Origin of the sequence: Fusobacterium perfoetens (assembly GCF_021531475.1) — a bacterium.
Taxonomy (GTDB): domain Bacteria; phylum Fusobacteriota; class Fusobacteriia; order Fusobacteriales; family Fusobacteriaceae; genus Fusobacterium_B.
The window spans coordinates 38,813-62,677 of the sequence record NZ_JADYTX010000001.1 but is presented as its reverse complement, the minus strand read 5'-3'; the positions used below and the strand labels follow the sequence as shown (position 1 = coordinate 62,677).

At 29.0% G+C, this 23,865-nt stretch carries 19 protein-coding genes; 9 read left to right on the top strand and 10 right to left on the bottom strand.

Annotation, left to right across the window (positions count from 1 at the left end):
* Window positions 1-8: 8 nt before the first annotated feature.
* The 7 genes from I6E15_RS00340 to coaE form a co-directional block, all read right to left on the bottom strand.
* On the bottom strand, window positions 9-1,286 hold the full coding sequence (locus tag I6E15_RS00340) for an ArsB/NhaD family transporter (RefSeq protein ID WP_235243368.1): 1,278 nt from the start codon (window positions 1,284-1,286) through the stop codon (window positions 9-11).
* Window positions 1,287-1,395: 109 nt separating this feature from the next.
* Entirely contained in the window at window positions 1,396-3,912 is a 2,517-nt protein-coding gene (locus I6E15_RS00335; protein WP_235243367.1) for a DegV family EDD domain-containing protein, read from the bottom strand.
* Window positions 3,913-3,941: 29 nt separating this feature from the next.
* Complete coding sequence (locus I6E15_RS00330) at window positions 3,942-4,487, bottom strand: helix-turn-helix domain-containing protein (RefSeq protein WP_177160458.1); 546 nt, start codon at window positions 4,485-4,487, stop codon at window positions 3,942-3,944.
* Window positions 4,487-5,692, bottom strand: coding sequence for a CinA family nicotinamide mononucleotide deamidase-related protein (locus I6E15_RS00325; RefSeq protein WP_235243365.1), 1,206 nt, complete (start codon window positions 5,690-5,692; stop codon window positions 4,487-4,489). Before I6E15_RS00325 ends, I6E15_RS00330 begins: the two co-directional genes overlap by 1 nt.
* A 24-nt stretch (window positions 5,693-5,716) precedes the next feature.
* Window positions 5,717-6,214 carry a phosphatidylglycerophosphatase A gene (locus I6E15_RS00320; RefSeq protein WP_235243363.1) on the bottom strand — a complete coding sequence of 166 codons (498 nt, stop codon included), beginning with the start codon at window positions 6,212-6,214 and terminating at the stop codon, window positions 5,717-5,719.
* The gene (locus tag I6E15_RS00315) at window positions 6,215-8,383 is read right to left on the bottom strand and encodes a peptidase U32 family protein (protein WP_235243361.1); all 2,169 of its coding nucleotides are present in this window, start codon (window positions 8,381-8,383) and stop codon (window positions 6,215-6,217) included. It lies immediately after the preceding gene.
* Between the two features lie 12 nt (window positions 8,384-8,395).
* Window positions 8,396-8,986, bottom strand: coding sequence for a dephospho-CoA kinase (gene coaE, locus I6E15_RS00310; protein WP_235243359.1), 591 nt, complete (start codon window positions 8,984-8,986; stop codon window positions 8,396-8,398).
* A gap of 425 nt (window positions 8,987-9,411) precedes the next feature.
* Between coaE and I6E15_RS00305 the strand changes: the two genes are divergently transcribed.
* Window positions 9,412-10,038 carry a hypothetical protein gene (locus I6E15_RS00305; protein WP_235243357.1) on the top strand — a complete coding sequence of 209 codons (627 nt, stop codon included), beginning with the start codon at window positions 9,412-9,414 and terminating at the stop codon, window positions 10,036-10,038.
* Window positions 10,039-10,626: 588 nt separating this feature from the next.
* On the opposite strand, the gene I6E15_RS00300 is transcribed toward I6E15_RS00305, so the two are convergent.
* Window positions 10,627-11,487: a hypothetical protein gene (locus I6E15_RS00300; protein WP_235243355.1), complete on the bottom strand. Its 861-nt coding sequence runs from the start codon at window positions 11,485-11,487 to the stop codon at window positions 10,627-10,629.
* A gap of 166 nt (window positions 11,488-11,653) precedes the next feature.
* On the opposite strand from I6E15_RS00300, the gene I6E15_RS00295 reads away from it, so the two are divergent.
* Both I6E15_RS00295 and I6E15_RS00290 read left to right on the top strand, forming a co-directional pair.
* Window positions 11,654-11,932, top strand: coding sequence for a helix-turn-helix domain-containing protein (locus I6E15_RS00295; RefSeq protein WP_177161367.1), 279 nt, complete (start codon window positions 11,654-11,656; stop codon window positions 11,930-11,932).
* Window positions 11,925-13,064, top strand: a complete 1,140-nt coding sequence (locus I6E15_RS00290; RefSeq protein WP_235243354.1) for a type II toxin-antitoxin system HipA family toxin — start codon at window positions 11,925-11,927, stop codon at window positions 13,062-13,064. Before I6E15_RS00295 ends, I6E15_RS00290 begins: the two co-directional genes overlap by 8 nt.
* Window positions 13,065-13,111: 47 nt before the next feature.
* On the opposite strand, the gene I6E15_RS00285 is transcribed toward I6E15_RS00290, so the two are convergent.
* A complete protein-coding gene (locus I6E15_RS00285; protein ID WP_235243352.1) occupies window positions 13,112-13,708 on the bottom strand; it encodes a master DNA invertase Mpi family serine-type recombinase in 597 nt (198 codons plus the stop codon).
* A 138-nt stretch (window positions 13,709-13,846) separates the two neighbouring features.
* Window positions 13,847-14,692 carry a DUF2490 domain-containing protein gene (locus tag I6E15_RS00280; RefSeq protein WP_235243350.1) on the bottom strand — a complete coding sequence of 282 codons (846 nt, stop codon included), beginning with the start codon at window positions 14,690-14,692 and terminating at the stop codon, window positions 13,847-13,849.
* Window positions 14,693-15,404: 712 nt separating this feature from the next.
* On the opposite strand from I6E15_RS00280, the gene I6E15_RS00275 reads away from it, so the two are divergent.
* From I6E15_RS00275 to I6E15_RS00250, 6 genes are all read left to right on the top strand, one after another.
* Entirely contained in the window at window positions 15,405-16,331 is a 927-nt protein-coding gene (locus tag I6E15_RS00275; protein WP_235243348.1) for a radical SAM protein, read from the top strand.
* Window positions 16,332-16,668: 337 nt separating this feature from the next.
* Window positions 16,669-18,594, top strand: coding sequence for an acyl-CoA dehydrogenase family protein (locus tag I6E15_RS00270; protein ID WP_177161517.1), 1,926 nt, complete (start codon window positions 16,669-16,671; stop codon window positions 18,592-18,594).
* A 36-nt stretch (window positions 18,595-18,630) separates the two neighbouring features.
* Window positions 18,631-19,836: an FprA family A-type flavoprotein gene (locus I6E15_RS00265; protein WP_235243347.1), complete on the top strand. Its 1,206-nt coding sequence runs from the start codon at window positions 18,631-18,633 to the stop codon at window positions 19,834-19,836.
* 113 nt (window positions 19,837-19,949) lie between these two features.
* Window positions 19,950-20,840 (top strand): pyridoxamine kinase, encoded by an 891-nt coding sequence (locus tag I6E15_RS00260; RefSeq protein ID WP_235243345.1) that lies wholly within the window; start codon window positions 19,950-19,952, stop codon window positions 20,838-20,840.
* A gap of 579 nt (window positions 20,841-21,419) precedes the next feature.
* On the top strand, window positions 21,420-22,415 hold the full coding sequence (asnA, locus tag I6E15_RS00255) for an aspartate--ammonia ligase (RefSeq protein ID WP_235243343.1): 996 nt from the start codon (window positions 21,420-21,422) through the stop codon (window positions 22,413-22,415).
* A gap of 110 nt (window positions 22,416-22,525) precedes the next feature.
* Entirely contained in the window at window positions 22,526-23,860 is a 1,335-nt protein-coding gene (locus I6E15_RS00250; protein ID WP_235243341.1) for an MATE family efflux transporter, read from the top strand.
* Window positions 23,861-23,865 lie beyond the last annotated feature (5 nt).

Here is a 23,865-nt window from a genome sequence, read left to right as displayed (position 1 = left end):
ATCCTCCGTTAATATCTAATATAAATATATGCCAAGCTCAACACAACTGATTGAGCAACAACCACTGTTCCCCATTTAAAAAATTCTTTAAAAGTAATCTCTATTCCTACTTTTTTTGATACTGATGCTCCTACCATATTAGCAGCTGCACCAACTATTGTCATATTTCCACCAAGACAAGCTCCTAGTGACAAAGCCCACCATAATACATCTGTATTTCCAGAATAATTTGGTATAATCTCTAATACTATCTTTCCAAAAGAAAGTGTATGTGGGATTGAACCTATTATTGGAGATAATCCTGCTGATACTAAAAGCATCAAAGCTGAAGTAAATTCCAAATTTCCAGATGTAAGAGATACTACATATTCTCCCAGTCTTTTTATTATTCCAAGTTCTTCTATCCCTTGAATAACTACAAATAATCCTCCGAAGAAAAATAAAGTATCCCACTCTACCTTAGCTAACACATCTTCTGGTTTTCTCCCACTGAAAATAACCAATATACAAGCACCTAAAATGGCTATTATTGCAAGTCCTATCTCTGTAAAAGTGTTAGTTAAAAATCCTAAAATCACACCTACAAAAACAACTATTGATTGAGTTAAAAGTTTTTTATTTTTTATAGTTCTTGATAGATCAAGTTCCATAATAGCTGCTCTTAACTCTCTTGAAACATGCATTTTTGGCTTTAGGTAAAGACTAGCAGACACTATTAAAACAACAGTATTAATTGCTACAATAGGTCCAAGATGAATAATAAAATCATTAAAGCCAATATTCCCAAGACTTCCAATAATTAAGTTTGGCGGGTCACCTATCATTGTAGCTGTTCCACCTATGTTTGACATAAATATTTGCATCAACACAAAAGGTTTGGGATCTAGCTCCAATCTTTTTGCCAAAAATATAGTAACAGGTACTATCAAAAGTATTGTAGTAACATTATCTAAAAAAGCTGAGAATGTAGCAGTCACAACTGAAAGAAGAGCCAATATCTTTATCGGATCCCCTTTAACACTTTGAGCAATCTTTATTGCTACCCACTGAAACACTCCTGTTTCTGACATAATCTCTACAATAACCATCATTCCGATAAGAAGTATCAAAATTTCTAAATTGTATCCTACAACTTCAAGAGCTTGCTCTTCATTTAGAATTCTGATTACAACCATCAGAGCACCACCAATTACAGATACTAAAGATTTTGGATATTTTTCAGTGATTATAAAATAGAACGTCACCAAAAAAATCAGTATTCCTGCAATCATCAACACATTTTCCATTTGTCCTCCTAAAATCTATATAAATCTTTGAATAACTAAATTAAATGCAGAAAGGACTCTTTATGAGTCCTTATGCTTCAAAAATTTTTGATTTTAAGGAAATAGTAAACTATCTGATCTTATCCATTATTCCCATTCCGTAAACAGAACCTACATGAGAACCAATAACCGCTCCTATTTCCACTCTTCCTCTATAATCTACTTTTTTAAATCTCTCTGCTATGCTCTTTAGAGTATCCGCATTAGTAAGTCCACTTTGGCTTCCTCCCCAAGCTGTATATAAAATAATAGAAGTTTTTGCAGCTTTTATTAATTTTTCCATATGAAGAAGCGCACCTTTTTCTCCAAGTACTTTAGTTTCAACTGAAACTTCTCCATTTTCCACTTTTAATACTGGTTTTACTCTAAAAATTCCACCAATAAAAGCTGAAGCTTTTCCTATTCTTCCACCTCTTTGTAGGTAATCTAAATCTTTAACTACAAAGTAAACTTTCATCGCTTCTTTTGTTTCTTCTATCCATTTAATAATTTCTGGTAATTCTTTTCTTTCTTGAGCCATTTTAGCAGCCTCTGTTGCTAAGTGACCTAAAGCAAATGTAACTGTTTTTGAATCTACTATGATTATATCATCTTCTCTACTTGACATACCTCTTCCAACTCTAGCAGCTTGTTGAGTTCCACTTAGTTTTCCTGAAAGATGTATTGAGATGATTTTTTTGTAACCTTTAGCAAATAATCTCTCATATAGAGCTTTAAACTCTGCTGGAGATGGTTGAGAAGTTTTTGGAAGTTGTCCCTCTTCTATTATTTTTCTCCAGAACTCTTGTTTTGAAATATCTACTCCATCTCTATAATAATTATCTCCATCTAATTTAACTTTTAGAGGTATTATCTCCAAGTTATTTAGATCTCTAATCATCTCTTCTGATAAGTCTGATGTAGAGTCTGTTACTATTGCTATTTCTGGTAGTTTTGGATCTCTATTTTCTACATAGATATAGTAGTGATAGTGATCTTGACCACAGTTTATCTCTTCATATTTAGCAGTAGATGAAATTTTTCTTAAATTAGCACTAGCATTTTCTTCTGCCTCTTTTCCAAGAGAAACTAATACATTTAAAGTATCTTTAACAAAATACTTATCTGCTAATTTTTTAGTCATCTCCTCTAAAGTATCAGCTGTTTCTTTTATTTTTCCATTGACTATAGCAATATAATTTCCTTCTTTTATTTCTAATTCGTCAACTCTTGTATTTCTTACAGCTTTTGTTACTTCAATAGATGTATTTACACCAAGATGGTCAATAACACTTTCTATTTTTAAATCCTTATTTTTTATGATATAGTGTCCTTCTAACATACTCTTAGTTTCTAATACAGTAACCTCTTTTGTTGTAGCTCTTTCTGCTGCAATTTTAGCTGCTGATATGATATTTTTATTATTTGGTAACACTATTACTTTTTCAGAGTCTATTTTTTTAATTCCCTCTTCTATATCTGCTACACTTGGATTGTTTGTTTGCCCTCCAATAAGAACTGCAGCAGCTCCAGTATTTAGGAATATCTCTCCCATCTCTTTATTATCAACAATAGCAAAATATCCAATAGGTCTTGCATTTTCATTTCTTACTATTATATTACTTTCTTCTATATCATAACTTCCATCTTTAAATAACTTGTTGTTATGATGTTGAATTTCCATATTTTCTATTTTCATATTAGAAAGATTTCCTAAAGCACAAGCAATCTCCAATACAAGCCCTGGATTATTTGTATGAATATGAGTTTTTGTTTTTTTAGAAGTTTGAGCACACACTAAAGAATCTCCATAAACTTCTATTTTTTTCTTATACTCTTCTAAATCAAAGCTTCCATTTTCTATGATAAATTCTGTACAATACTTAAATTTGATGTCTTCCATGGCAATAGCTGTGGCATCTAACATCTCTTTTCTTTTTGATTGAGATTGGATAATTCTTTCAAGTTCTTCTAACATTTGAGGGTCAGTAATAGATTTTTCAAATCCCTCTAGTATATAGAATATTCCTTTTCCTCCAGCATCTACAACCCCAGCTTCTTTTAATTTTGGTAAAAGTTCTGGTGTTTCTTCTACAGCTTCTGCTGAAACATTTTTTAAATGCACTAAAAATGGGATAAAGTCTTCCCTATCTCCCTCATAAACTTTTGCAGCTTCTGATACTTTTCTTATTACTGTAAGGATAGTTCCTTCAACAGGATTACTTACAGCGTTATAAGCTTTCTCTTTCGCTTTTTCAAAAGCTCTTATTACATCTTCAACAGTTGCCTCTTCTTTATCTTGGATTCCCATTAAAAATCCTTGAATAATTTGAGATAAAATTGTTCCCGAATTTCCTCTTGCACCTAAAAGTATTGCTTCTGATACTATTTCACAAAGCTCTGCCATCTTAGGTTCATAATTAAGTTTTACAAGTTGGTTTTCAACAGCTTGTAATGTCATTGACATATTTGTTCCTGTATCCCCATCTGGTACAGGATAAACGTTTAAATCATTTAACACATCGGCGTGTCTTGATAACCATCTACTTGCTGCAATAAGAAGTTTTGTAAGTCTCATTGCATTTAATACTTGTATTTTTATTTCCATTCTTCCTCCAAATTTTATTATACTAAAAATTAGAATGTTGGTGGGCTAACTACCCATATTGCTCTTGTTAATTTTTTACCATTATTTTTAAATCTATGGCTTAAAGTGGATTTAAAGTAAAAACTATCCCCTTCGTTTAATGTAGTAACTTGATTTTCTATATAAATATCAAGACTTCCCTCTATTATATATATAAACTCTTCTCCAGGGTGGTTGAAGAAACCTCTTCCACTTTCTCCTCCCGGTTTTATTTCATATATAATTGGCTCCATATCTTTTTCTAACTTTGAAGAAGTTAAAAGTCCTATGGAAGTTTTTGAATCTATACTTTCAACATATTTAATTTCATCTTTTTTTACAAGAAAAGTTTCTAATTTTTCATCTTCCTCTATAAGATAGCTCACCCTTACTTCTAAGTTATTGGCTATTTTTTTTAGATTTTCTATTGATGGTGATGCTTTTCCTTGTTCAATTTGAGACAAGAAACTTGCTGATAAATCTACTCTTTTAGCAAGTTCTCTCAATGAAAACCCTCTTTCTGTTCTATGCTTTTTTATTTTCTCTCCTATAGTCATTAGTACATTCCTTTCAACATTTTGTTCAAATAAAACAAGCTTTGTAATGTTGCTCTTTCCCTAATTTTATTTCTTGTTCCTACAAAAACTTTTTTCTCAACTATAATCTTATCTTTTACTCTAATTCCCATATAAACCAATCCAACCGGCTTTTCTTCTGTCCCTCCTAAAGGACCTGCTATTCCTGTTGTTGATATTGCCACATCAGTTGTTAAACCTTGTACCATTTCTCTAGCAGTTTCTTCACTGACTGCACCATATTTATCTAATGTTTCTTGTTTTACTCCTAGTCTTTTTACTTTCGCTTCATTACTATAAGTCGTTAGCCCCTCTTTATAGATTTCTGAAGCACCAGATACTCCTACTATCTTGGCTGAAAGCATACCACCAGTACAAGATTCTGCAACAGAAAGTGTTAGATTATTTTTTTTAAGTTTTTCAATAACTAGATTTTCTAATCTATCTTCTCCCTCTCCAAAAATATTTGCACCTACTATATTATATATCTTTTCAGCAATTTTTTCCACTATGTTTTTATTACTATTTTTTCCCTGTAATCTTATTATTATTCCAAAATCTTTTACAAGAAATTCATAATCTATTCCCTCTTCTGTAAAAAATCCACTTATCATTTGATCAAGGTGTGATTCTCCTATTCCATAAACAAGTAAATCTCTTATATAAATTTCATCTACCAATAATTTTTTCTCTTCTGAATACCATTTTAAAAATCTAGGGAACATATCATATACTTCTGAAGGAACTCCTGGAAAACAAACTATTCCATCTACATAAACAGCTGGACACATCCCCACTTGATTTTGAATTGAAACTGCTCCCTCTGGCTTTTCAACTTGTTTTATATTATTTGGAGTATATTTAACTTGTCTATCTTCAAATTTCTTTTTCATTATTGCTAAATCTTCATCATCAACAACAATTTTTTTATTCAAAAACATTGCCACAGCATCTTTTGTAATATCATCAATTGTTGGTCCAAGACCACCTGAAGTTATAATAAGATCACTATGCTTTCTTGCAAAATCTAAAGCTTCTAAAATATCTTCTATAGTATCTTTTGCTGTTAGCTTATATTTTATCTCAATTCCATATTTATTTAACTCTTCTGCCATAAAGATACTATTAGTGTCAACTGTTCCACCACTTAAAAGTTCCGTTCCAACAAGAATTATACTAGCTTTCATCTCTCCATCTCCCTTGATTATTTATTAAAAGAAAAATGTCCATATACAAAGTAATATAAAGTTTCCAATAACTCCTGCTAAAAAGTCGTCCATTGTAACTCCTATTCCATCTTTTAACTCTTGCACCTTATCTATTGGACCTATCTTTGTTATATCTAAAAATCTAAAAATTACAAAAGCAAGTACTATAGCTATCAGATGTTCTTTAAATCCAACAGGGTTTACAAGAAATAATGTAGTCATATATCCCAAAACTTCATCTATAACCACTTGTTGAGGATCCTCTTTTTTAAATATAATTCTCTCACTTACATCTGCCACATAAACACTTAAAGCAAAAAATGTCATCAAAAACATAAAGTAAAAAGAATTATATAATGTTATATTAGGAAATAGATTTCTTAAAAAACTAATCCCAATATAAAGAGGTATCCCACCTAAAGTTCCAAAAGTTCCCGGAGCTTTTGGCATATCTCCCAATCCAAACCAAGTAGCCAGATTTCTAATTGTCATCATTTTCATCTAAAATACTCCTCTCTCATAGTTGTATGGACTATAAGTATTTTCTTTTTTATCTATATTATTTATTATATCATTTATTTCTTGCTCTGTTTCATCTAAAAACTCAATAACAACCTCATCTATTCCTAATTTTCCAAGTCTTCTCACTTGACTTAATACATTTAAAGGTTTTTTGAAATAAATTTCGTCATTTCCAAGCTCGTTTATTCTTGAAATAAAAATATCATTTTGCTCATTCACAAAAGTATCTCCATCTCCCAATATTCCAAGCTCAATATACATTCCTTTTAATTTTGAATATCCAAGCATAGCTTTTCTTACAGGTACTCTTCCAATATTTTCAATTTCTTCATATTTAAGTTCTGGAGAAAGTATAATAGTTTTTACATTTGGAATTTTAGAAAACTCATTTAGAGAATAAATATTTCCAATATTTAAGTTCCAACCAACTGTTATATCTTTTGTTTTATTTTCTAAAACTTGATATAAATTTGTAGCTAAATGAGAGTTTAAATCAATTTTTTCAAGATTTCCCTCTTTTGCCACATCAAAACCTCTGTGATAAATTTTCTTTATTCCTAAATTTCTAACTATTTTTTCTTGCTCTTTAGTTGTTAACATTACAGAAATCTCTGGAGTTTTTACTATATCTTTTTCTATTTCTAGCCTAAAGATTTTTCTTTCTCCAAGTTTTCTTCTATAACTTTCAACTAATTTTTCCTCTAATATTTGAAGTAAATTTCTTCTTAACTCTTTTAAAACTGATACTGGCATAAAAATATTATTATCTATATACACTTTACAATCTGTTACAACAAAAGGTGTATCTCCTGTTTCACAAAGTTTTTCTTCAATATTTTTTGCATCAGCACTTTTTTTACTAGCTTGTTCTATAATATTTTCTCCAACTATTGTTTCAAATATCTCTTTTCCATAGTTATTAGTTATTTTTCCTTTTAGAACTGGTTTTTCTCCAAGTTTTCCTTCAAAAATAAGCTCAATCTCTTGCTTTTTATTTTCTTGTTTTAATCTTTGAGTAATTTCATCTATAACTTCTTTATCAAAGTTTTTGAAAACATATTTTGCACCTTTTGGAGCATTTCTAAGAATTATCTTATCTCCAATATTTGCTTCTTTAAATTTTTCCCTTTGATTTTTCTTTTCTATTCTATTGATATATTCTCCACCAAGAACTTCATAATCTCTTGAAAGATAAGTTATACCATCTCCTAAGATTATTCCATCTTCAAGAATTAACTCTTTTCCACTGATTATTCCAATATTTTTCCCCATTGTAGCAGAATAATTTCTATTCATTATATCACTAGACTTAGTATCTGAATAAAAATATCCTTTAGAGTAACCTCTATTAAATACATTTGAAAGTTTTTCATCTCTATCAATATCAGCTATCATATCTTTAAAATATGTCACAGCCTCATTAACATAAGTTTTTTCTTTCATTCTTCCTTCTATTTTTATACTATTGATACCTATACTTTTTAATTTTTGAATTTCTTCTTTTCCCATAAGTTGATCTTTTGGACTTAATAAGAAATTACATTTACTATCTTTAGTATACAGTTTTCTACAAGGTTGGGCGCACATTCCTCTATTTCCACTTCTACCACCTATAAAGCTACTCATATAGCAATTACCAGAATAAGAGATACATAAAGCCCCTGATACAAACACCTCTAATTCTATCGAAGTGTTTTCTCTGATTTTTTTTATCTCCTCAAAAGTCATTTCACGTGGTAAAACTACCCTTTTGAAACCTAATTTTCTAAGATATTCTGCCTCAAAATGATTTGCCACTGTCATTTGAGTACTTCCGTGAATATCTATATCAGGAAAGTTTTCTTTTATAAATCTAAAATATCCTAAATCTTGAACTATTATTGCATCTAATCCATATTCATAAAGAACTTTTAAATTTGTATATAAAAAATCTATCTCTACATTTTTCATAAGAGTATTTAAAGTTAAAAATATTCTACTTCCTCTTTTGTGAGCGTAATCAATAGCTTCCTTATACTCTTCTAATGTGAAATTCTCGGCATTTCTTCTTGCTCCAAATCCTTTTATACCCATATAGATTTCATCTGCTCCAGCATTAACTGCTGAATAAAATCTCTCTAAATTACCTGCTGGGGCTACTATTTTCATTTTTTCCTCCAATTATCTTATCTCTTCTAAAATTTTTTTATAAACTATCTCTACTTTTTCTTCTAATTCTTCCAATAAACCATTATTCTCTATAAGAATATCTGATTTTGATTTTTTTTCATCTAAACTCATTTGAGAATCTATGATTTTTTTTGCAAGTTCCTTTGTTATTCCATCTCTTGCTATCAATCTTTCTATTTGAATATCTTCATTTACATACACTAAAATGTTCTTGTCACATAAAGTATACATTCCTGTTTCAAATAGTAAAGGTACATCAAATATTATTATATCATTTTTAGAAGAATTTAACTTAATTTTTTTAAATTCTTCTCTAATTTTTGGATGATATATTTTATTAAGTATTTCTAATTTTGATTTATCACAAAAAACAATCTCTTTCAGTTTAGCTCTGTCCACGTTTCCATTTTTATCTATAACAGTTTTTGAAATTTTTTCTCCAATTTCATCTATAACATCTTTTCTATTTCCTAACTCTTTTGCTATCTTGTCTGCATCAGCTATATATATCCCATACTTTTTAAAAATATTGCTCACTGTTGATTTTCCACTAGCTATTCCACCTGTAAGACCTAATATCATTTTTTCCTCCTACAAAAATATCCTATCCTTTTATTGTAGTGTTTTTTTAATATTTTTTCAATAAAAATTTTTATTTCAATTTTCTTTTATAGTTTTTATTTTTGAAATAATTTTATTAAAAAGATATTTTTTTGAAACCACAAAGCAATAAAAAATTATTGTAATTTGAAATAAATTTTTTCATCAAAAAATTGCTGTAAATAAATCCACTTTTATTAGCAGCACTTGGTGTTGTTTCTGCAGTAGCTTACGCAGCACCTGAATTAACAGTTACATCAGTAGGACAAGAAGTTGAAATAGAACACACTAATGGATCTGATGATACAACAGCTTGGTTATATAACAATGTTGGATTAGCATATGGGGATTGGTCATTTGGATTCCAAGGTGCAAAACAATGGAACTATGATAATGATGACAATGGTGTGGATAAAGAAGGAAAAGGAATTTCTTCTGCTAACAACAGAGTACAATTTGATGCTTGGAGAAAAATAAATGACAATTTAAAATTAGGATTTAGATACAGAGGTCAAAAAGATATGGATAGATTCATGGCTAGATACGACTTCAACTATGGAATGTTCTTATCATCAGGAGATTTCTGGTATCAATTCAATAATAACAATGCTGAAGACAACATAGAAATGGAATGGTTCCCAATTGGAGTTAAAATAGGTCCAGTTACAGCTAAATATTTATTAAACTATAAAGAAAATAATAATGCTGTTAAATCTGAAGAAAGTTACACAGAACATCAAATTAGATTATATGCTCCACTATATAAATGGGATAGATTATCTTTATCAACTGAAGCAAGAATAACTTTACATGCTGAAAAAGATATGGTTAATGATAAAGACTATACTACATGGGAAGATTTCGGAAGAAATAGATTATATCTAAAAGCTAACTATGCTGTTTCTGAAGACTTAAATGTTTATGTAAACTATGCTTATGAATTCAATGAAAATGAAAGAAGAAATGGTTCTACAGCTGATGAATCAGTTGGAAATTATCAAAACTTAACATTTGGATGGAATTATAAATTTTAGTCTGAATTAAATTAATAAAAAATTTGAGGAAAGTGTAAAAACTTTCCTCTTTTTTCATTTGCATTTTAATTTATAATCAAAAAATATTTTATTATTGAAATGTAAAGCTTTTTCATTTACAAATTTCTAAAAAAATGGTATAATACCTGTAGAAACAAACCCGTAGGGTACTGAAATATTAGTTTAAAAGGTCAGATAGAAGCTCTCAGTTTTTTGGGAGCTTTTTTCTTTACAATTTATTGAGAAAATGATATAATACTTATAGAAACAAACCCGTAGGGTACTCAAAATAAATGATTATTAAGCTTAGGATAAAGGCTCTCAAATTTTTGGGAGCTTTTATTCTGCCCTTAAGCAAGGTAGAAAAATCATTTATTTTGAGGAGGGTGTACTTATGGTAGTATACATCGAAAACATCAATTTGAATGCAGGGATTTTAATAATTCTTTGTGTTTTTGCTTGGTGGTGGCATAGCAACAAATAGTATCCCTCAACCCTTCGGGGTCTTTTTTATTTTTATGAAAATATAGCACAAAAAAAGAGGGAAAATAAACATCCCTCTAATTTATTAATTTAGTTTATATCAAACTAGAATTTGTATGTCCATCCAAATCCTAATTCTCCATAGTAGTCATCTGCTTTAGGAGCTACATCGTGTTCATCATATTTGTTAAATTCATATTGATAATATCCATCAATTGTTAAGTTTTCTGTTAAATTATAAGCTGCATTTAATATTGCAATGTGTCTATTGTTTTCAACACCTTGTTTTCCATTTCCTAACTCAACATCATGTAAAAATTGATATCTATATTCTGCACCAATTCTATAATCTTCTGTTGAATATAAAGTTCCTCTTAATCTGATTTGATTTTTATAATCATGAGCTGTATCTGTTCCTTTAGCATCTCCAGTATATTTAACATATTCTAAGAAGTAAGCTAATTGAACTGGTCCAAGTTTAACTTGTAAAGGTTCTCCATCCATAAAGAATGCATCTTGTCCACCAGTAGTGTTATTGAATTGGTAACCAGGAGCAATATTTCCTGAGAACATTCCAAATTTATAAGAAACAGGTACTTGTAATCTGTCATAATCTTTTTGAGCTCTCCATTTTAAAGCTGCTGAATAATCTCCAAAGCTTCTAGTAGCTACTATTTCCATTCTATGATTAGTTGATTCAAATCCTTTGTGAACTTTATTGTTTGTATCTTTCCACTCATTAGTAGAAGCTGACCAAGTTTTTCTTGCTAAGAAATTGAATGTCCAATCTTCATAAGCTAATCCTAATTTATTTACAAATTGAACCGCTTCTCCTATATTTTGAGCTCCAGAAGTATTTTCAACTGCTAAAGTTTGTCCTATAGATGTTACTCTTAATTCAGGTGCTGCGTAAGCTGCTGCAGAAACAACACCAAGTGCTGCTAATAAAAGTGGAATTCTTTTCATTAATTTTTTGACAAAATTTTATCAAAAATCTTAAGAAAATAATCGGGCTTTTTTATTTAATTAAGATTTTCTTTAATTAAAAAATAATTTTTATTTTTTCACAAATAAATAGATAATATTTTATCTATTATTGACTTTTTTTAAAAAATTAGATAATATATTATATATGAAGTTAGATTTTTTTAAAATTAATACACCAAAAGATATTCAAAAAAAAATAGCAGAAAATGTTAGAGCCAGACGTAAAGAAATGAAATTAACTCAAGAGGAATTTGCAAAAAAAACGGGGGTGAGTTTAGGTTCTATTAAAAGATTTGAAAATACAGGAGAAATTTCTCTTTTTTCTTTAACAAAAATTGCTATTATTCTTGATTGTGATGATGAACTTATGCAACTTTTTTCTAAAAAGCACTATAATTCTATAGAGGAGATCTTAGATGAATAAAATTAAAAAATTGGAAGTAATATTCAATGAAAAAAAAATAGGAACACTTGCACTTCTTAATAAAAGTAAAATTGATTTATTAGCTTTTCAGTATGATGATGAATGGATAAAAAATGGTTTTTCTATAAGTCCTTTTAGTTTGCCTTTAGAAAATAAGGTTTTTATTCCTAAAATAGACCCTTTTAATGGAATGTTTGGAGTTTTCTCTGATAGTTTGCCTGATGGTTGGGGAAAATTACTAGTTGATAGAACTTTGAAAAAAAATAATATCGATCCTTTTGAAATAACTTCACTAGATAGATTAGCAATTGTTGGTAATTCTGGAATGGGTGGACTTGAATATATTCCTCAATATGATTTTGAAATAAAATCTGAAATAAAAGATTTAGATGAATTGGCTCTTTCTTGTAAAAAAATTTTAAATACAGAATATTCTGAAAATTTAGATGAATTATTTTTATTAGGAGGATCTTCAGGAGGAGCAAGACCTAAAATACTCACTAATATTAATGGAGAAGATTGGATAATCAAATTCCCTTCAAAATTTGATAATGATAATATTGGAAAACAGGAGTATGATTATTCTTTATGTGCTAAAAAGTGTGGAATTTTTATGCCTGAAACAAAGTTATTTCCATCAAAAAATTGTTCTGGATTTTTTGGAGTAAAAAGATTTGATAGAGAAAAAAATTCTGAAAATAAAATAAAAAAAATTCATATGGTTTCTGTCAGTGGGCTTTTAGAAACTTCTCATAGAATTCCAAATCTTGATTATGATATTTTGATGAAATTAACTCTAAAATTGACTAATGATTTTGAAGAAGTAAAAAAAATGTATAGACTTATGTGTTTTAATATTTTTGCACATAATAGAGATGATCATTCTAAAAATTTTTCATTTTTATACAATGAAGTTAAAAGAAAATGGGAGCTTTCACCAGCATATGATCTAACTTATAGTAACTCTATTGGTGGAGAACATGCAACAACAATAGCAGGAAATGGAAAAAATCCAACTATTAAAGATATTTTAAAAGTGGCCGAAAATATTGGATTGAAAAAAGATGAATCTGAAAAAATCGCTTTAGAAATAAAAAAAATAGTTGAAAATGATTTAAAAGAATATTTATAAAATGATACAATGGAGCTGTCTAATAATTTATAACAGCTCCATTTTTTCTAAATTTCAATATAATTTTTAATAAAATTTGCTACTGTTCCTCTATCCACTCTCAATCTTCTAGCTATTTCTGATTTTGAAATATTTTTATTTAATAATCCTTTTATATATCTCTCTTTTCCTGAAAGTTTAACAGTTTTAGCCTTACCTAAAGGACGACCTAACTTTACACCTTCAGCTTTTTTTCTAGCAAGAGCTTCTTTAGTTCTTTGGCTAATTAAGTTTCTTTCTATTTCAGCAGATAACCCAAAAGCAAAAGCTAATACCTTGCTTTGAATATCCTCTCCTAAACGATAGTTATCTTTGATAGTCCAAACCTTACATTCTCTAGTCATACAAATATTTAAAATTTCCATTATCATAAAAAGATTTCTTCCTAGTCTTGATAATTCAGAACAGATTATTAAGTCATCTTTTTTAATTTTTTTTAAAAGTTTTCCTAATTTTCTTTTATCATAATTTTTGGTGCCACTGATGGTTTCTTCAATCCAACCATCGATTTTTATTTTTTCTCTTTTACAAAATTTAATAATTTCAAATTTTTGATTCTCCACTGTTTGCCTATCACTACTAACTCTTACATATCCGTATATCATGGTGCACTCCTTTCAAAAAAAGTTATTATTTTTATTTTAATACTTTTATTGAAATAAGTGGAGTAATTAAATTAATGATAAAAATAAAAAAGAGGAAAGTTCTTACACTTTCCTCAAATTTTACTAATTTAATTCAGATTAGAATTTATAAGACCATCCTAAAACTAAGTTAGAAGTGTATGATTTTACATTATCCTTTTTAACTGTTTCAAATTCATAGTCTCTAAATTGATAGTAGTAGTTAGCATATACATTTAGGTTTTCAGTCATAACATAGTTAGCTTTTAAATAAACTCTGTTATTTCCGAAATCATCATAAACTTTTTGAGTAGCATTAGCTTCTCCGTTATATTCATTAGAAGCGTGGAAAGAGAATCTACCTTCTGTAGAAAGAGTTAGTCTTTCTCCTTTATATAATGGAGCGTATAATCTTATTTGGTGATCGAAAGCTTCTTCAACTTCTCCTACTTGAACATCCCCTAAAGTTTTTACATATTCAAAATAATATTTAACTTGAACTGGACCTAAGCTAACTCCAATTGGATGCCATTCAGCATGGAATGAGTCATGATCTGTTCCATTTACTGAATCATAGAAGAAATCTCCAGATGATAAGAACATTCCATATTTATAATCATAGCTTGCTTGGAATCTATCAAGATTATTTTGTCCTCTATATCTTCCTTTTAAAGTTAAATTATCTGTTACTGGTTTAGCTACATCAAATTGTAATCTATGGTTACTAGATGTAACATCATCATTTTTATCGCTATATTTCCATTGTTTTGCTCCTGTAGCAGTAAAAGACCAATCATCATATTTTAATCCAACAGAGTTAAATAACCAAGCTGTTGTCCCATCAGTTCCATTTTCATGTTCTATTTCTAATTCTTGTCCTACTGATGTAACTGTTAATTCAGGTGCTGCGTAAGCTGCTGCAGAAACAACACCAAGTGCTGTTAATAAAAGTGCTAATTTTTTCATAATAAACTTTCCTCCTTGAATGTACATAATATATTATCTAAGATGTTTATCTTTTTCATCCCTAAGACAATCATACATTATTTTTTGTATTTTGTAAACCTTTTTTTTGTTTTTTTTTAAACTTTTTTTGTTTTTTTTCAGACAATTCTTTTTTTTATTTCTTTTTTTATCTTAAAATATTTAATTTACATGTTTTATATAAATATATATTTTTTGAATGAAATAAATATAAAAAATAGATTTTATTTCAACAGATCCTTTAACTTTTTTTACATTGATATTTTTTCTTTTACACAATTTTAACATTTCTTAACTTTATTTCTTATTTTTGATTTATTTCTTCCGTTTTAAAACATATTAACTTTATTTCAATTTATAAAATCACTCTGTTTTAAATTTATTTCTTTTTTTTAATTAAAACAATATATTAACTAATTTTATAAATTTTTATTATTTTAATAAACTAACTTTTTATTATTGAAATATATGTTCTCGTGTGCTAATAAATGTTAATATTTTTTTACTTCTCTTTTTTACAAAAAATTTGTTTTGTTTTAAAATGAAAAAAATAAAAAAGAACAGAGGTATAATCAGCTATATATTTTTTGTTTTTTGAAAACCTTGAAAATAAAGGTTTTTTTATGGTATAATCCTTTTATATCAAGAAATTTTAAATAAAAATTATTTAATATATAGTTAGGAGACGATTTTTATGCAAACATTAAAATATGTATATGGTCCTATTCCATCAAGAAGACTTGGACGTTCTTTAGGAGTTAGTCCTATACCTAAAAAAACTTGTAACTATTCTTGTATCTATTGCCAACTTGGTAGAACTAATAAGATGACAAATACAAGGCAAGAATTTTTTAAACTTGAGGATATTGTAGCAGAATTTAAAGAATATCTTAAAAACTCTGATGCTTTTGATGTGGTTACAGTAGTAGGAGAGGGGGAACCTACTTTATATTCAAGACTTGGTGAACTTGTAAAAACTTTAAAATCTTTAACTACCAAACCTGTAGCAGTTATCACAAACGGAGCTTTACTTAATGATAAACAAGTACAAAAAGATTTAATGGAAGCTGACATAGTTCTTCCATCAATCAACGCTTATAATGAAGAACTTTCAAAAAAAATAGATAGACCTTATGGTTTAATTAAATATAATGAAATTTTAGAAGGACTTATTGAATTTTCTCATCTATATAAAGGAGAACTTTGGCTTGAAATTATGTTACTTGATGGAATGAATGATGATAAACATTCTATTGATGAGTTTAAAAAGATTTTGAAAAAAATAAAATATTCGAGAGTTTATCTAAATACTCCAGTAAGACCACCTGCTGAATCTTATGTAAATATGGTTTCAAAAGAAAATATGAAATATGCAGTAGAACAACTTCATGGAATCTCTATTGATATGTTAAGCTCTGGATCTTTTTATAGTGAGATTGATGACCACCACGAAGCTGTTTTAAGTCTTTGTAAAAGACACCCAATGAATCAATTTGAACTTAGAAGTTTTTTAGCAAGTAGAAATGTAGAAAATATTGAAGAACTTGTTCAAGAAATTGAAAATGATGAAAAAATAAATATTATAGATTATAAAGGAATTAAAACTTACCGTCTAAAATAAAAATATTAAAAATTTTTTGTTAATTTTTAATTAACAACTTTATTTTTATGTATTTTTTTAGAAAATATTTTTTTGACTAAAATAATATAAATACCAATTTTTATAGAAAGAGTAGACTAATCATCTACTCTTTTTTGTTTACTTTTAATTCATATGTTTTATCTTTATGTTTAAATTAATTTAAACTTGTACTTAAAATATACTTTTTTTAATTTTTTGTTATTGCTTTTTAATAATTTCCATGCTATAATCAAAGCATAAATGAAACAAATACAATTTTAAGAAAGTTAATAATTTTTCGATATAGGAAAGTTAAACGAAGGAGGTAGGTTATAATATGTCTTTTAAAACAACAGAGGTACACGAAAATCTTCGTCAAAAGGTTAGAGAGTTTGCAGAAAACGAAGTAAAACCAATAGCATTTATGTTAGACCAAAATAATGAATTCCCTACTGAGGCTATTAAAAAATTTGCTGAAATGGGACTTATGGGTATCCCTTATCCAACAGAATACGGTGGAGCTGGAATGGATACTTTAAGTTATGCTATCGCTGTAGAGGAATTATCTAGGGTTGACGGAGGAACTGGAGTTATTCTTTCGGCACATGTATCTTTAGGTAGCTATCCTATTTATGCTTTCGGTACAGAAGAACAAAAACAAAAATATTTAGTTCCATTAGCTAGTGGAGAAAAACTTGGAGCTTTTGGACTTACAGAACCTAATGCTGGATCTGATGCAGGAGGAACTGAAACTACTGCCGTTCTTGAAGGAGATCACTACATCTTAAATGGTGGAAAAATATTTATAACAAACGCTGACAAAGCTGACACATATGTAGTATTCGCTGTTACAACACCTGGTATTGGTACTAGAGGAATCAGTGCCTTTATAGTTGAAAAAGGTTGGGAAGGATTTACTTTTGGAGATCACTATGATAAGATGGGTATCCGTTCATCTTCAACAGCTGAATTAATATTTAATAATGTAAAAGTTCCTAAAGAAAATCTTTTAGGAAAAGAGGGAGAAGGATTTAAAATAGCTATGGCTACACTAGATGGTGGTAGAATAGGAATCGCTTCTCAAGCACTTGGAATCGCTCAAGGAGCTTTTGAAAATGCTTTAGCTTATTCAAAAGAAAGAATACAATTTGGAAAACCAATAGCTCAACAACAAATTATATCATTCAAACTTGCTGATATGGCAACAAAAATTAGAGCAGCTAGATTCTTAGTTTATAGTGCTGCTGAACTTAAAGAAAATCATGAACCATTTGGAATGGAATCAGCTATGGCTAAACAATATGCTTCTGATATCTGCCTAGAAGTTGTAAATGATGCTTTACAAATCTTTGGTGGAACTGGTTACCTAAAAGGAATGGAAGTTGAAAGAGCTTATAGAGATGCTAAAATCTGTACTATCTATGAAGGTACAAACGAAATTCAAAGAGTTGTTATCGCTTCTCATCTTATCGGAAAAATGCCAAAATCTGAAGGTTCTTCACCTAAGAAAAAATCAGCAAAAGGACACGCAACTGGTATCCGTAAAAATATAATTTTTAAAGATGGAAGTATGGAAGATAAAGTTAATGCTTTAGTTGAAAGTTTGAAGAAAGATGGATATGACTTCACAGTAGGAATCCCTGCTGACACTCCTATCTCTTCAGCTGAAAGAGTAGTAAGTGCTGGTAAAGGTATTGGAGCTAAAGAAAATATGAAACTTATCGAAGATTTAGCTTATCAAGCTGGAGCTGCAATCGGTTCTTCAAGACCTGTAGCTGAAACTTTAAAATACGTTCCATTAAATCGTTATGTTGGAATGTCTGGTCAAAAATTCAATGGAAATTTATATATAGCTTGTGGAATTTCTGGAGCAGGACAACACTTAAAAGGTATAAAAGATGCTACTACAATAGTTGCAATAAACAATAATCCTAACGCACCTATATTTAAAAATGCTGACTACGGTATCGTTGGAGATTTAAAAGAAGTTTTACCTTTACTTACTCAAGCTCTTGACAATGGAGAGGAAAAACTTCCTGCACCACCAATGAAAAAGATGAAGAGATCTATACCAAAACCAACAAGATCATCTTCTTGGAAACGTTATGTATGTAGTGGTTGTGGATATGAATACGACCCAGCTATCGGTGATGAGGAAAATGGAGTAGAACCAGAAACACTATTTACTAAACTGCCTGAAGACTGGATTTGTCCAGATTGTGGAGAAGAAAAATCTGCTTTCATTTGTATAGATGAAGATTAATTATATTAGTTAGTACTTTATAGAGGAGGAGTGTTTATGCACAATGTTAGAAAAGTAACTGATGATCTTTACTGGGTAGGAGGAGATGATCATCGTCTACACTTATTTGAAAATATACACCCAATTGACAGAGGTGTTTCTTATAACTCATATTTATTATTAGATGAAAAAACTGTTTTATTTGATACTGTTGATTGGTCTATCGGAAGACAATTTATAGAAAATATCAAATATGTTTTAGGAGATAGAAAACTTGATTATATGGTAATAAACCATATGGAGCCTGATCACGCAGCTATGATGCAAGAAGTTATGTTCCACTATCCTGATGTTAAAGTTATCAGTTCAGAAAAAGCTTTTTACCTTATGAATCAATTTGGTTATAGCGTTGATACTGAAAAATCTGAAATAGTTGCTGAAGGAGATACAAGAAAATTTGGTAAGCATGAAATATTATTCGTTGCTGCTCCAATGGTTCACTGGCCTGAAGCTATGGTAAGTTTTGATTTAACTAACGGAGTATTATTTAGTGCTGACGCATTTGGAAGTTTTGGATCACTAGATGGTAAACTTTTCAATGACGAAGTTGAATTTGATAGAGAATGGCTTGATGATGCAAGAAGATATTATACAAACATAGTTGGAAAATATGGTCCTCACGTTCAAGCATTACTTAAAAAAGCAGCTGGAATTGATATTAAAATTATATGTCCTCTTCACGGTCCTGTATGGAGAAGTGATCTTGGATATTTCTTAGATAAATATGACAAATGGAGTAAATACGAACCTGAAGACAAAGGAGTTATGATTGTATACGCTTCTATGTATGGAAATACTGAAAATGCTTGTTCTGTACTAGCTACAAAATTAGTAGAAAAAGGTATCACAAAAGTTAAGATGTATGATGTATCAAAAGTTCATGTATCTAACCTTATCTCTGATGCTTTTAGATACAGTCATATAGTTTTTGCTTCTGTTACTTATAACCTTGGAATCTATCCATTAATGCATAACTTCTTAATGGATATGAAAGCTCTAAATCTTCAAAAGAGAACTGTGGCTATCCTTGAAAATGGTTCTTGGGCTTGCAAATCTGGTTCTTTAATGAGAGAATGTTTAGAAGAAATGAAAGATATGAATATCTTAGATGAAAAAGTTACTCTAACATCTTCTATGACAGATGACACTCATCAAGATATGGATTCTTTAGTTGATGCAATAGTTGAAAGCATGAATAAATAAGATATTATAACCCCCCTAAGCAGGAAACTTTTGTTTCCTGCTTTTATTTTTTGCAATATTTAAAAAAAATAGGTATAATATTGTAAAAATTAATGCTTACTTTAGGAGGTTTTATGGAAAAAATAATAAAAAAAGTTGCAGCTATACATGACCTTTCAGGATTTGGAAGATCTTCCCTTACAAATATAATTCCTATTCTCTCTACTATGGGAATTCAAGTTTGTCCTCTTCCAACAGCTATTCTATCAACTCATACAGGAGGATTTACAGACTTTAGTTTTATAGATCTAACTGATAATATGGAGAAAATGATGGAACATTGGTCAAAACTAGATTTAGAATTTGATTGTATCTATTCTGGTTTTTTAGGTTCTCACAAACAGATAGATATCGTTTCAAGATTTATAGATAGATTTGGTCATAAAAATAATCTTGTAGTTATAGATCCTGTCCTTGGAGATAGTGGAGAACTTTATAGTACAATGGGTTGTGAAATGGTAGAAGAGATGAAAAAACTTATTACCAAAGCTGATATTATCACTCCAAATTTTACAGAAGTTTGTCTTTTATTAGATAAAGAATATGTTGAAAATATTGATGAAGAAATTGTTAAAAATTATCTTATTAAACTTGCTAATATGGGACCAAAAATAGTTATCGCCACTAGTGTTCCTGAAAATGAAACTATTTTAAATGAAAAATATTCAAATGTTATTGCTTATGATAAAGAAAATAATGTTTTCTGGAAGATAAGATGTAAATATATTCCTGCCTCTTATCCAGGAACTGGAGATTGTTACACAAGTGTGGTTATAGGAAGTCTTTTACAAGGAGATAGTTTGCCTATTGCCATTGATAGAGGTACACAATTTATCACTCAATGTATAAGAGCAAGTTATGGATTTAAATATGATACTAGAGAGGGAATACTTTTAGAAAGAATGTTAAATATTTTAAATATGCCTGTAATTTCTAGTAGCTACGAAATATTAAATAATAAATAAATTTAAAGTAAGAGGAGTTTTCCTCTTATTTTTTTAGAAAAATTTTCCAAAAAATAGAAAAAGCTGTACTTCATCACTAGTCAGCTTTTTCTACAATTTTTTAAAAGTTTAGGGTAGGAATCCGACTTATTTTAGGAGAGATAAATCGGACACTTTGAAACTCATCACCATCGTTTCAAAGAAGAAATATTCTTTTCTTGATATTATAATATCATAAAATATTTAGTTTGTCAAATAATTTTTTAAAAAAATTTTATTTTTTTCTTAAAAATTTATTTCAAAAAAATATTGACTTTTACCTAAAAAAGTTGTATCCTATTTGCATACATTTGTTTAAAAAATTTGGAGGAATTATGAAGGGGCATATTATATTTTTATCTGATTTAATAAATAATAACAATAATAATATGTTGGGATTTGGACTTAAGTAATATTTGCTTTAGGTACAAATCCATTTTCACTTAAAAATGATTTGTACCCGACCTTCTTAAGATATTAAGCCATTCGGGTACAACCGAATGGCTTTTTTATTAAAAAAATAATTTTATTAATTTATATATTTTTAAAGGAGTGATATTAATGATAAAAGATTACGATTGTAAACTAGACCTATATGAAACAGAGGTAGCCATAAAAAAAATAAAAGACTACTTTGAAAGAACATTAGCATATGAATTAAATTTAACAAGGGTTTCTGCACCTTTATATGTTAGAAGATCATCTGGATTAAACGATGACTTAAGTGGTAGTGAAAGACCTGTTATATTTGATACAAAATGGGATAAAGGAGAAGAATTTCAAATCATTCACTCTCTTGCTAAATGGAAAAGAATGGCATTAAAAAGATATAACTTCCCTAATCACTCAGGACTTTATACAGATATGAACGCTATCAGAAGAGACGAAGATTTAGACAATATCCATTCTATGTATGTTGACCAATGGGACTGGGAATTAACTATAAAAAAAGAAGAAAGAAATATGACTACTCTAAAAGCGATAGTTAAAGAAATTTATAGAGCTTTAAGAAAAACTGAGGAATATATTTTAAGAGAATATCCTATATTTGAAAAAAAATTACCTCATGATATTACATTCATAACTTCTCAAGAATTAGAAAATTTATATCCAGATCTTACTCCAAAAGAAAGAGAAGACCAAATTGCTAAAATTCATAAAGCAGTATTCATCTCTCAAATTGGTAAAACATTAGAATCTGGTAAAAAACATGATGGAAGAGCCCCAGACTATGATGACTGGAATTTAAACGGAGATATTCTTGTATGGAACCCTGTACTTGGACATGCTCTTGAGCTTTCATCAATGGGAGTAAGAGTAGACGGAGAAACTCTTGATGCTCAATTAAAAATCTCTGGACTTGAAGAAAGAAAAAAATTAACTTTCCACAAAGCTTTACTTAATGGAGAACTTCCTTACACTGTTGGTGGAGGAATAGGACAATCAAGAATTTGTATGTTCTTCTTGGAAAAATTACATATTGGAGAGGTTCAAGCATCTGTTTGGCCTGAAGAAATGGTTGAAGAATATGCAAAAATCGGAGCTTATTTCCTATAGAAATATCAAAAGATTGTTGTGAGTATCACAGCAATCTTTTTTATTGATAAATTTTTTTATGATTTTATGATATAATATATAGAAAAAACAGGAGGTTTTATAAAAGTTTTATGAAAAAAAATACTTATATTCTCACAGAGGGAAATATAAAAAGTCAGCTTATAAAACTTGCTATTCCTCTTCTTATTGGGAATATATTTCAACAATTTTATAATTTGGTGGATACTATTATTGTTGGAAAATATATAGGAGAAAATGCTTTTGCTGGGCTTGGAGTAGCTGGAACTGTTATGAATCTTTTTATATTTTTACTGGGAGGTTGTTGTACTGGAGTTTCTGTTATTCTTTCAATGTTCTACGGAAAACAGGATATGAAAGAGTATAGAAAAGAGTCTTTCTTAGCAATTACATTTGGTTTAGGATTTACTATTTTACTAAGTCTTATATCTATTCTATCTCTACCAACAATTCTAAAAATTATTAATACTCCACCAGAGATTGAACCCTATGTAACTGAATATTTAATTATAATTTTCTTAGGATTATTCGTTACTTTCCTATATAACTTATTTGCCTCTCAACTGCGTTCTATGGGAAATACAAAATTTGCTTTGATATTTTTGATTATTTCAATAATTTGCAATATATTTTTTGATATTATTTTCATAAAATATCTTCATCTTGGAATAAGTGGAGCAGCTTGGGCAACAGTTATTTCACAAGGAATTTCAGCTCTTTTATGTTTCTCATATATAAAGAAAAATTTTGCTGAATGTATTATTTCAAAAGCTGATATGATATTTGATGGCATTTTACTTAAGAAAACCCTATATTTTGCATCTATTTCAGCTCTTCATCAATCAAGTCTTTATATTGGAAAAATCTTAGTTCAAGGAGCTGTTAATACATTGGGAGCTTTTGGAATTGCAGCTTATACAGCTACAAATAGAATAGAAGGGATTGCCAATACTTTTGCTATAAGTGGTACAGATGCTATCTCTGTATTTATTGCTCAAAATATTGGAGCTGGAAATAAAAAAAGAGCCTTTGAGGGATTTAAAACAAGTATCGTTCTTATGTATTCTCTAGGAATTATAATGGCACTATTTATGTATTTTGGAGCCACACCATTTATGGAGGCTCTTCTTACAAATGCTAGTTCTGAAACTATAAAAAACGGAGTTAAATATCTTCGAATTATCTCTTATTTCTATATTTTATGTTTTAACGGAAGTGCATTTGTTGGATATTTTAGAGGAACTGGTATAATGAATATTCCTTTTATTGGAACAACACTACAAATTATCATAAGGGTAATTTTATCTTATGCTTTTATCAGTTCTTTAGAACTCGGAGGAGTTGCTCTTGCCACAGGTATTGGTTGGATAGCTATTTCAAGCTTTCATATTTATAATTTCTTTAAAACTAAAGATAAAGTTTTTTAATATAA

Excerpts from the sequence above, each read along its gene's own strand:
- I6E15_RS00340 (WP_235243368.1), bottom strand. The coding sequence starts at position 1,286 with ATGGAAAATGTGTTGATGATTGCAGGAATACTGATTTTTTTGGTGACG.
- I6E15_RS00335 (WP_235243367.1), bottom strand. The coding sequence starts at position 3,912 with ATGGAAATAAAAATACAAGTATTAAATGCAATGAGACTTACAAAACTT.
- I6E15_RS00330 (WP_177160458.1), bottom strand. The coding sequence starts at position 4,487 with ATGACTATAGGAGAGAAAATAAAAAAGCATAGAACAGAAAGAGGGTTT.
- I6E15_RS00325 (WP_235243365.1), bottom strand. The coding sequence starts at position 5,692 with ATGAAAGCTAGTATAATTCTTGTTGGAACGGAACTTTTAAGTGGTGGA.
- I6E15_RS00320 (WP_235243363.1), bottom strand. The coding sequence starts at position 6,214 with ATGAAAATGATGACAATTAGAAATCTGGCTACTTGGTTTGGATTGGGA.
- I6E15_RS00315 (WP_235243361.1), bottom strand. The coding sequence starts at position 8,383 with ATGAAAATAGTAGCCCCAGCAGGTAATTTAGAGAGATTTTATTCAGCA.
- coaE (WP_235243359.1), bottom strand. The coding sequence starts at position 8,986 with ATGATATTAGGTCTTACAGGTGGAATAGCTAGTGGAAAATCAACAGTG.
- I6E15_RS00300 (WP_235243355.1), bottom strand. The coding sequence starts at position 11,487 with ATGAAAAGAATTCCACTTTTATTAGCAGCACTTGGTGTTGTTTCTGCA.
- I6E15_RS00295 (WP_177161367.1), top strand. The coding sequence starts at position 11,654 with ATGAAGTTAGATTTTTTTAAAATTAATACACCAAAAGATATTCAAAAA.
- I6E15_RS00290 (WP_235243354.1), top strand. The coding sequence starts at position 11,925 with ATGAATAAAATTAAAAAATTGGAAGTAATATTCAATGAAAAAAAAATA.
- I6E15_RS00285 (WP_235243352.1), bottom strand. The coding sequence starts at position 13,708 with ATGATATACGGATATGTAAGAGTTAGTAGTGATAGGCAAACAGTGGAG.
- I6E15_RS00280 (WP_235243350.1), bottom strand. The coding sequence starts at position 14,692 with ATGAAAAAATTAGCACTTTTATTAACAGCACTTGGTGTTGTTTCTGCA.
- I6E15_RS00275 (WP_235243348.1), top strand. The coding sequence starts at position 15,405 with ATGCAAACATTAAAATATGTATATGGTCCTATTCCATCAAGAAGACTT.
- I6E15_RS00270 (WP_177161517.1), top strand. The coding sequence starts at position 16,669 with ATGTCTTTTAAAACAACAGAGGTACACGAAAATCTTCGTCAAAAGGTT.
- I6E15_RS00265 (WP_235243347.1), top strand. The coding sequence starts at position 18,631 with ATGCACAATGTTAGAAAAGTAACTGATGATCTTTACTGGGTAGGAGGA.
- I6E15_RS00260 (WP_235243345.1), top strand. The coding sequence starts at position 19,950 with ATGGAAAAAATAATAAAAAAAGTTGCAGCTATACATGACCTTTCAGGA.
- asnA (WP_235243343.1), top strand. The coding sequence starts at position 21,420 with ATGATAAAAGATTACGATTGTAAACTAGACCTATATGAAACAGAGGTA.
- I6E15_RS00250 (WP_235243341.1), top strand. The coding sequence starts at position 22,526 with ATGAAAAAAAATACTTATATTCTCACAGAGGGAAATATAAAAAGTCAG.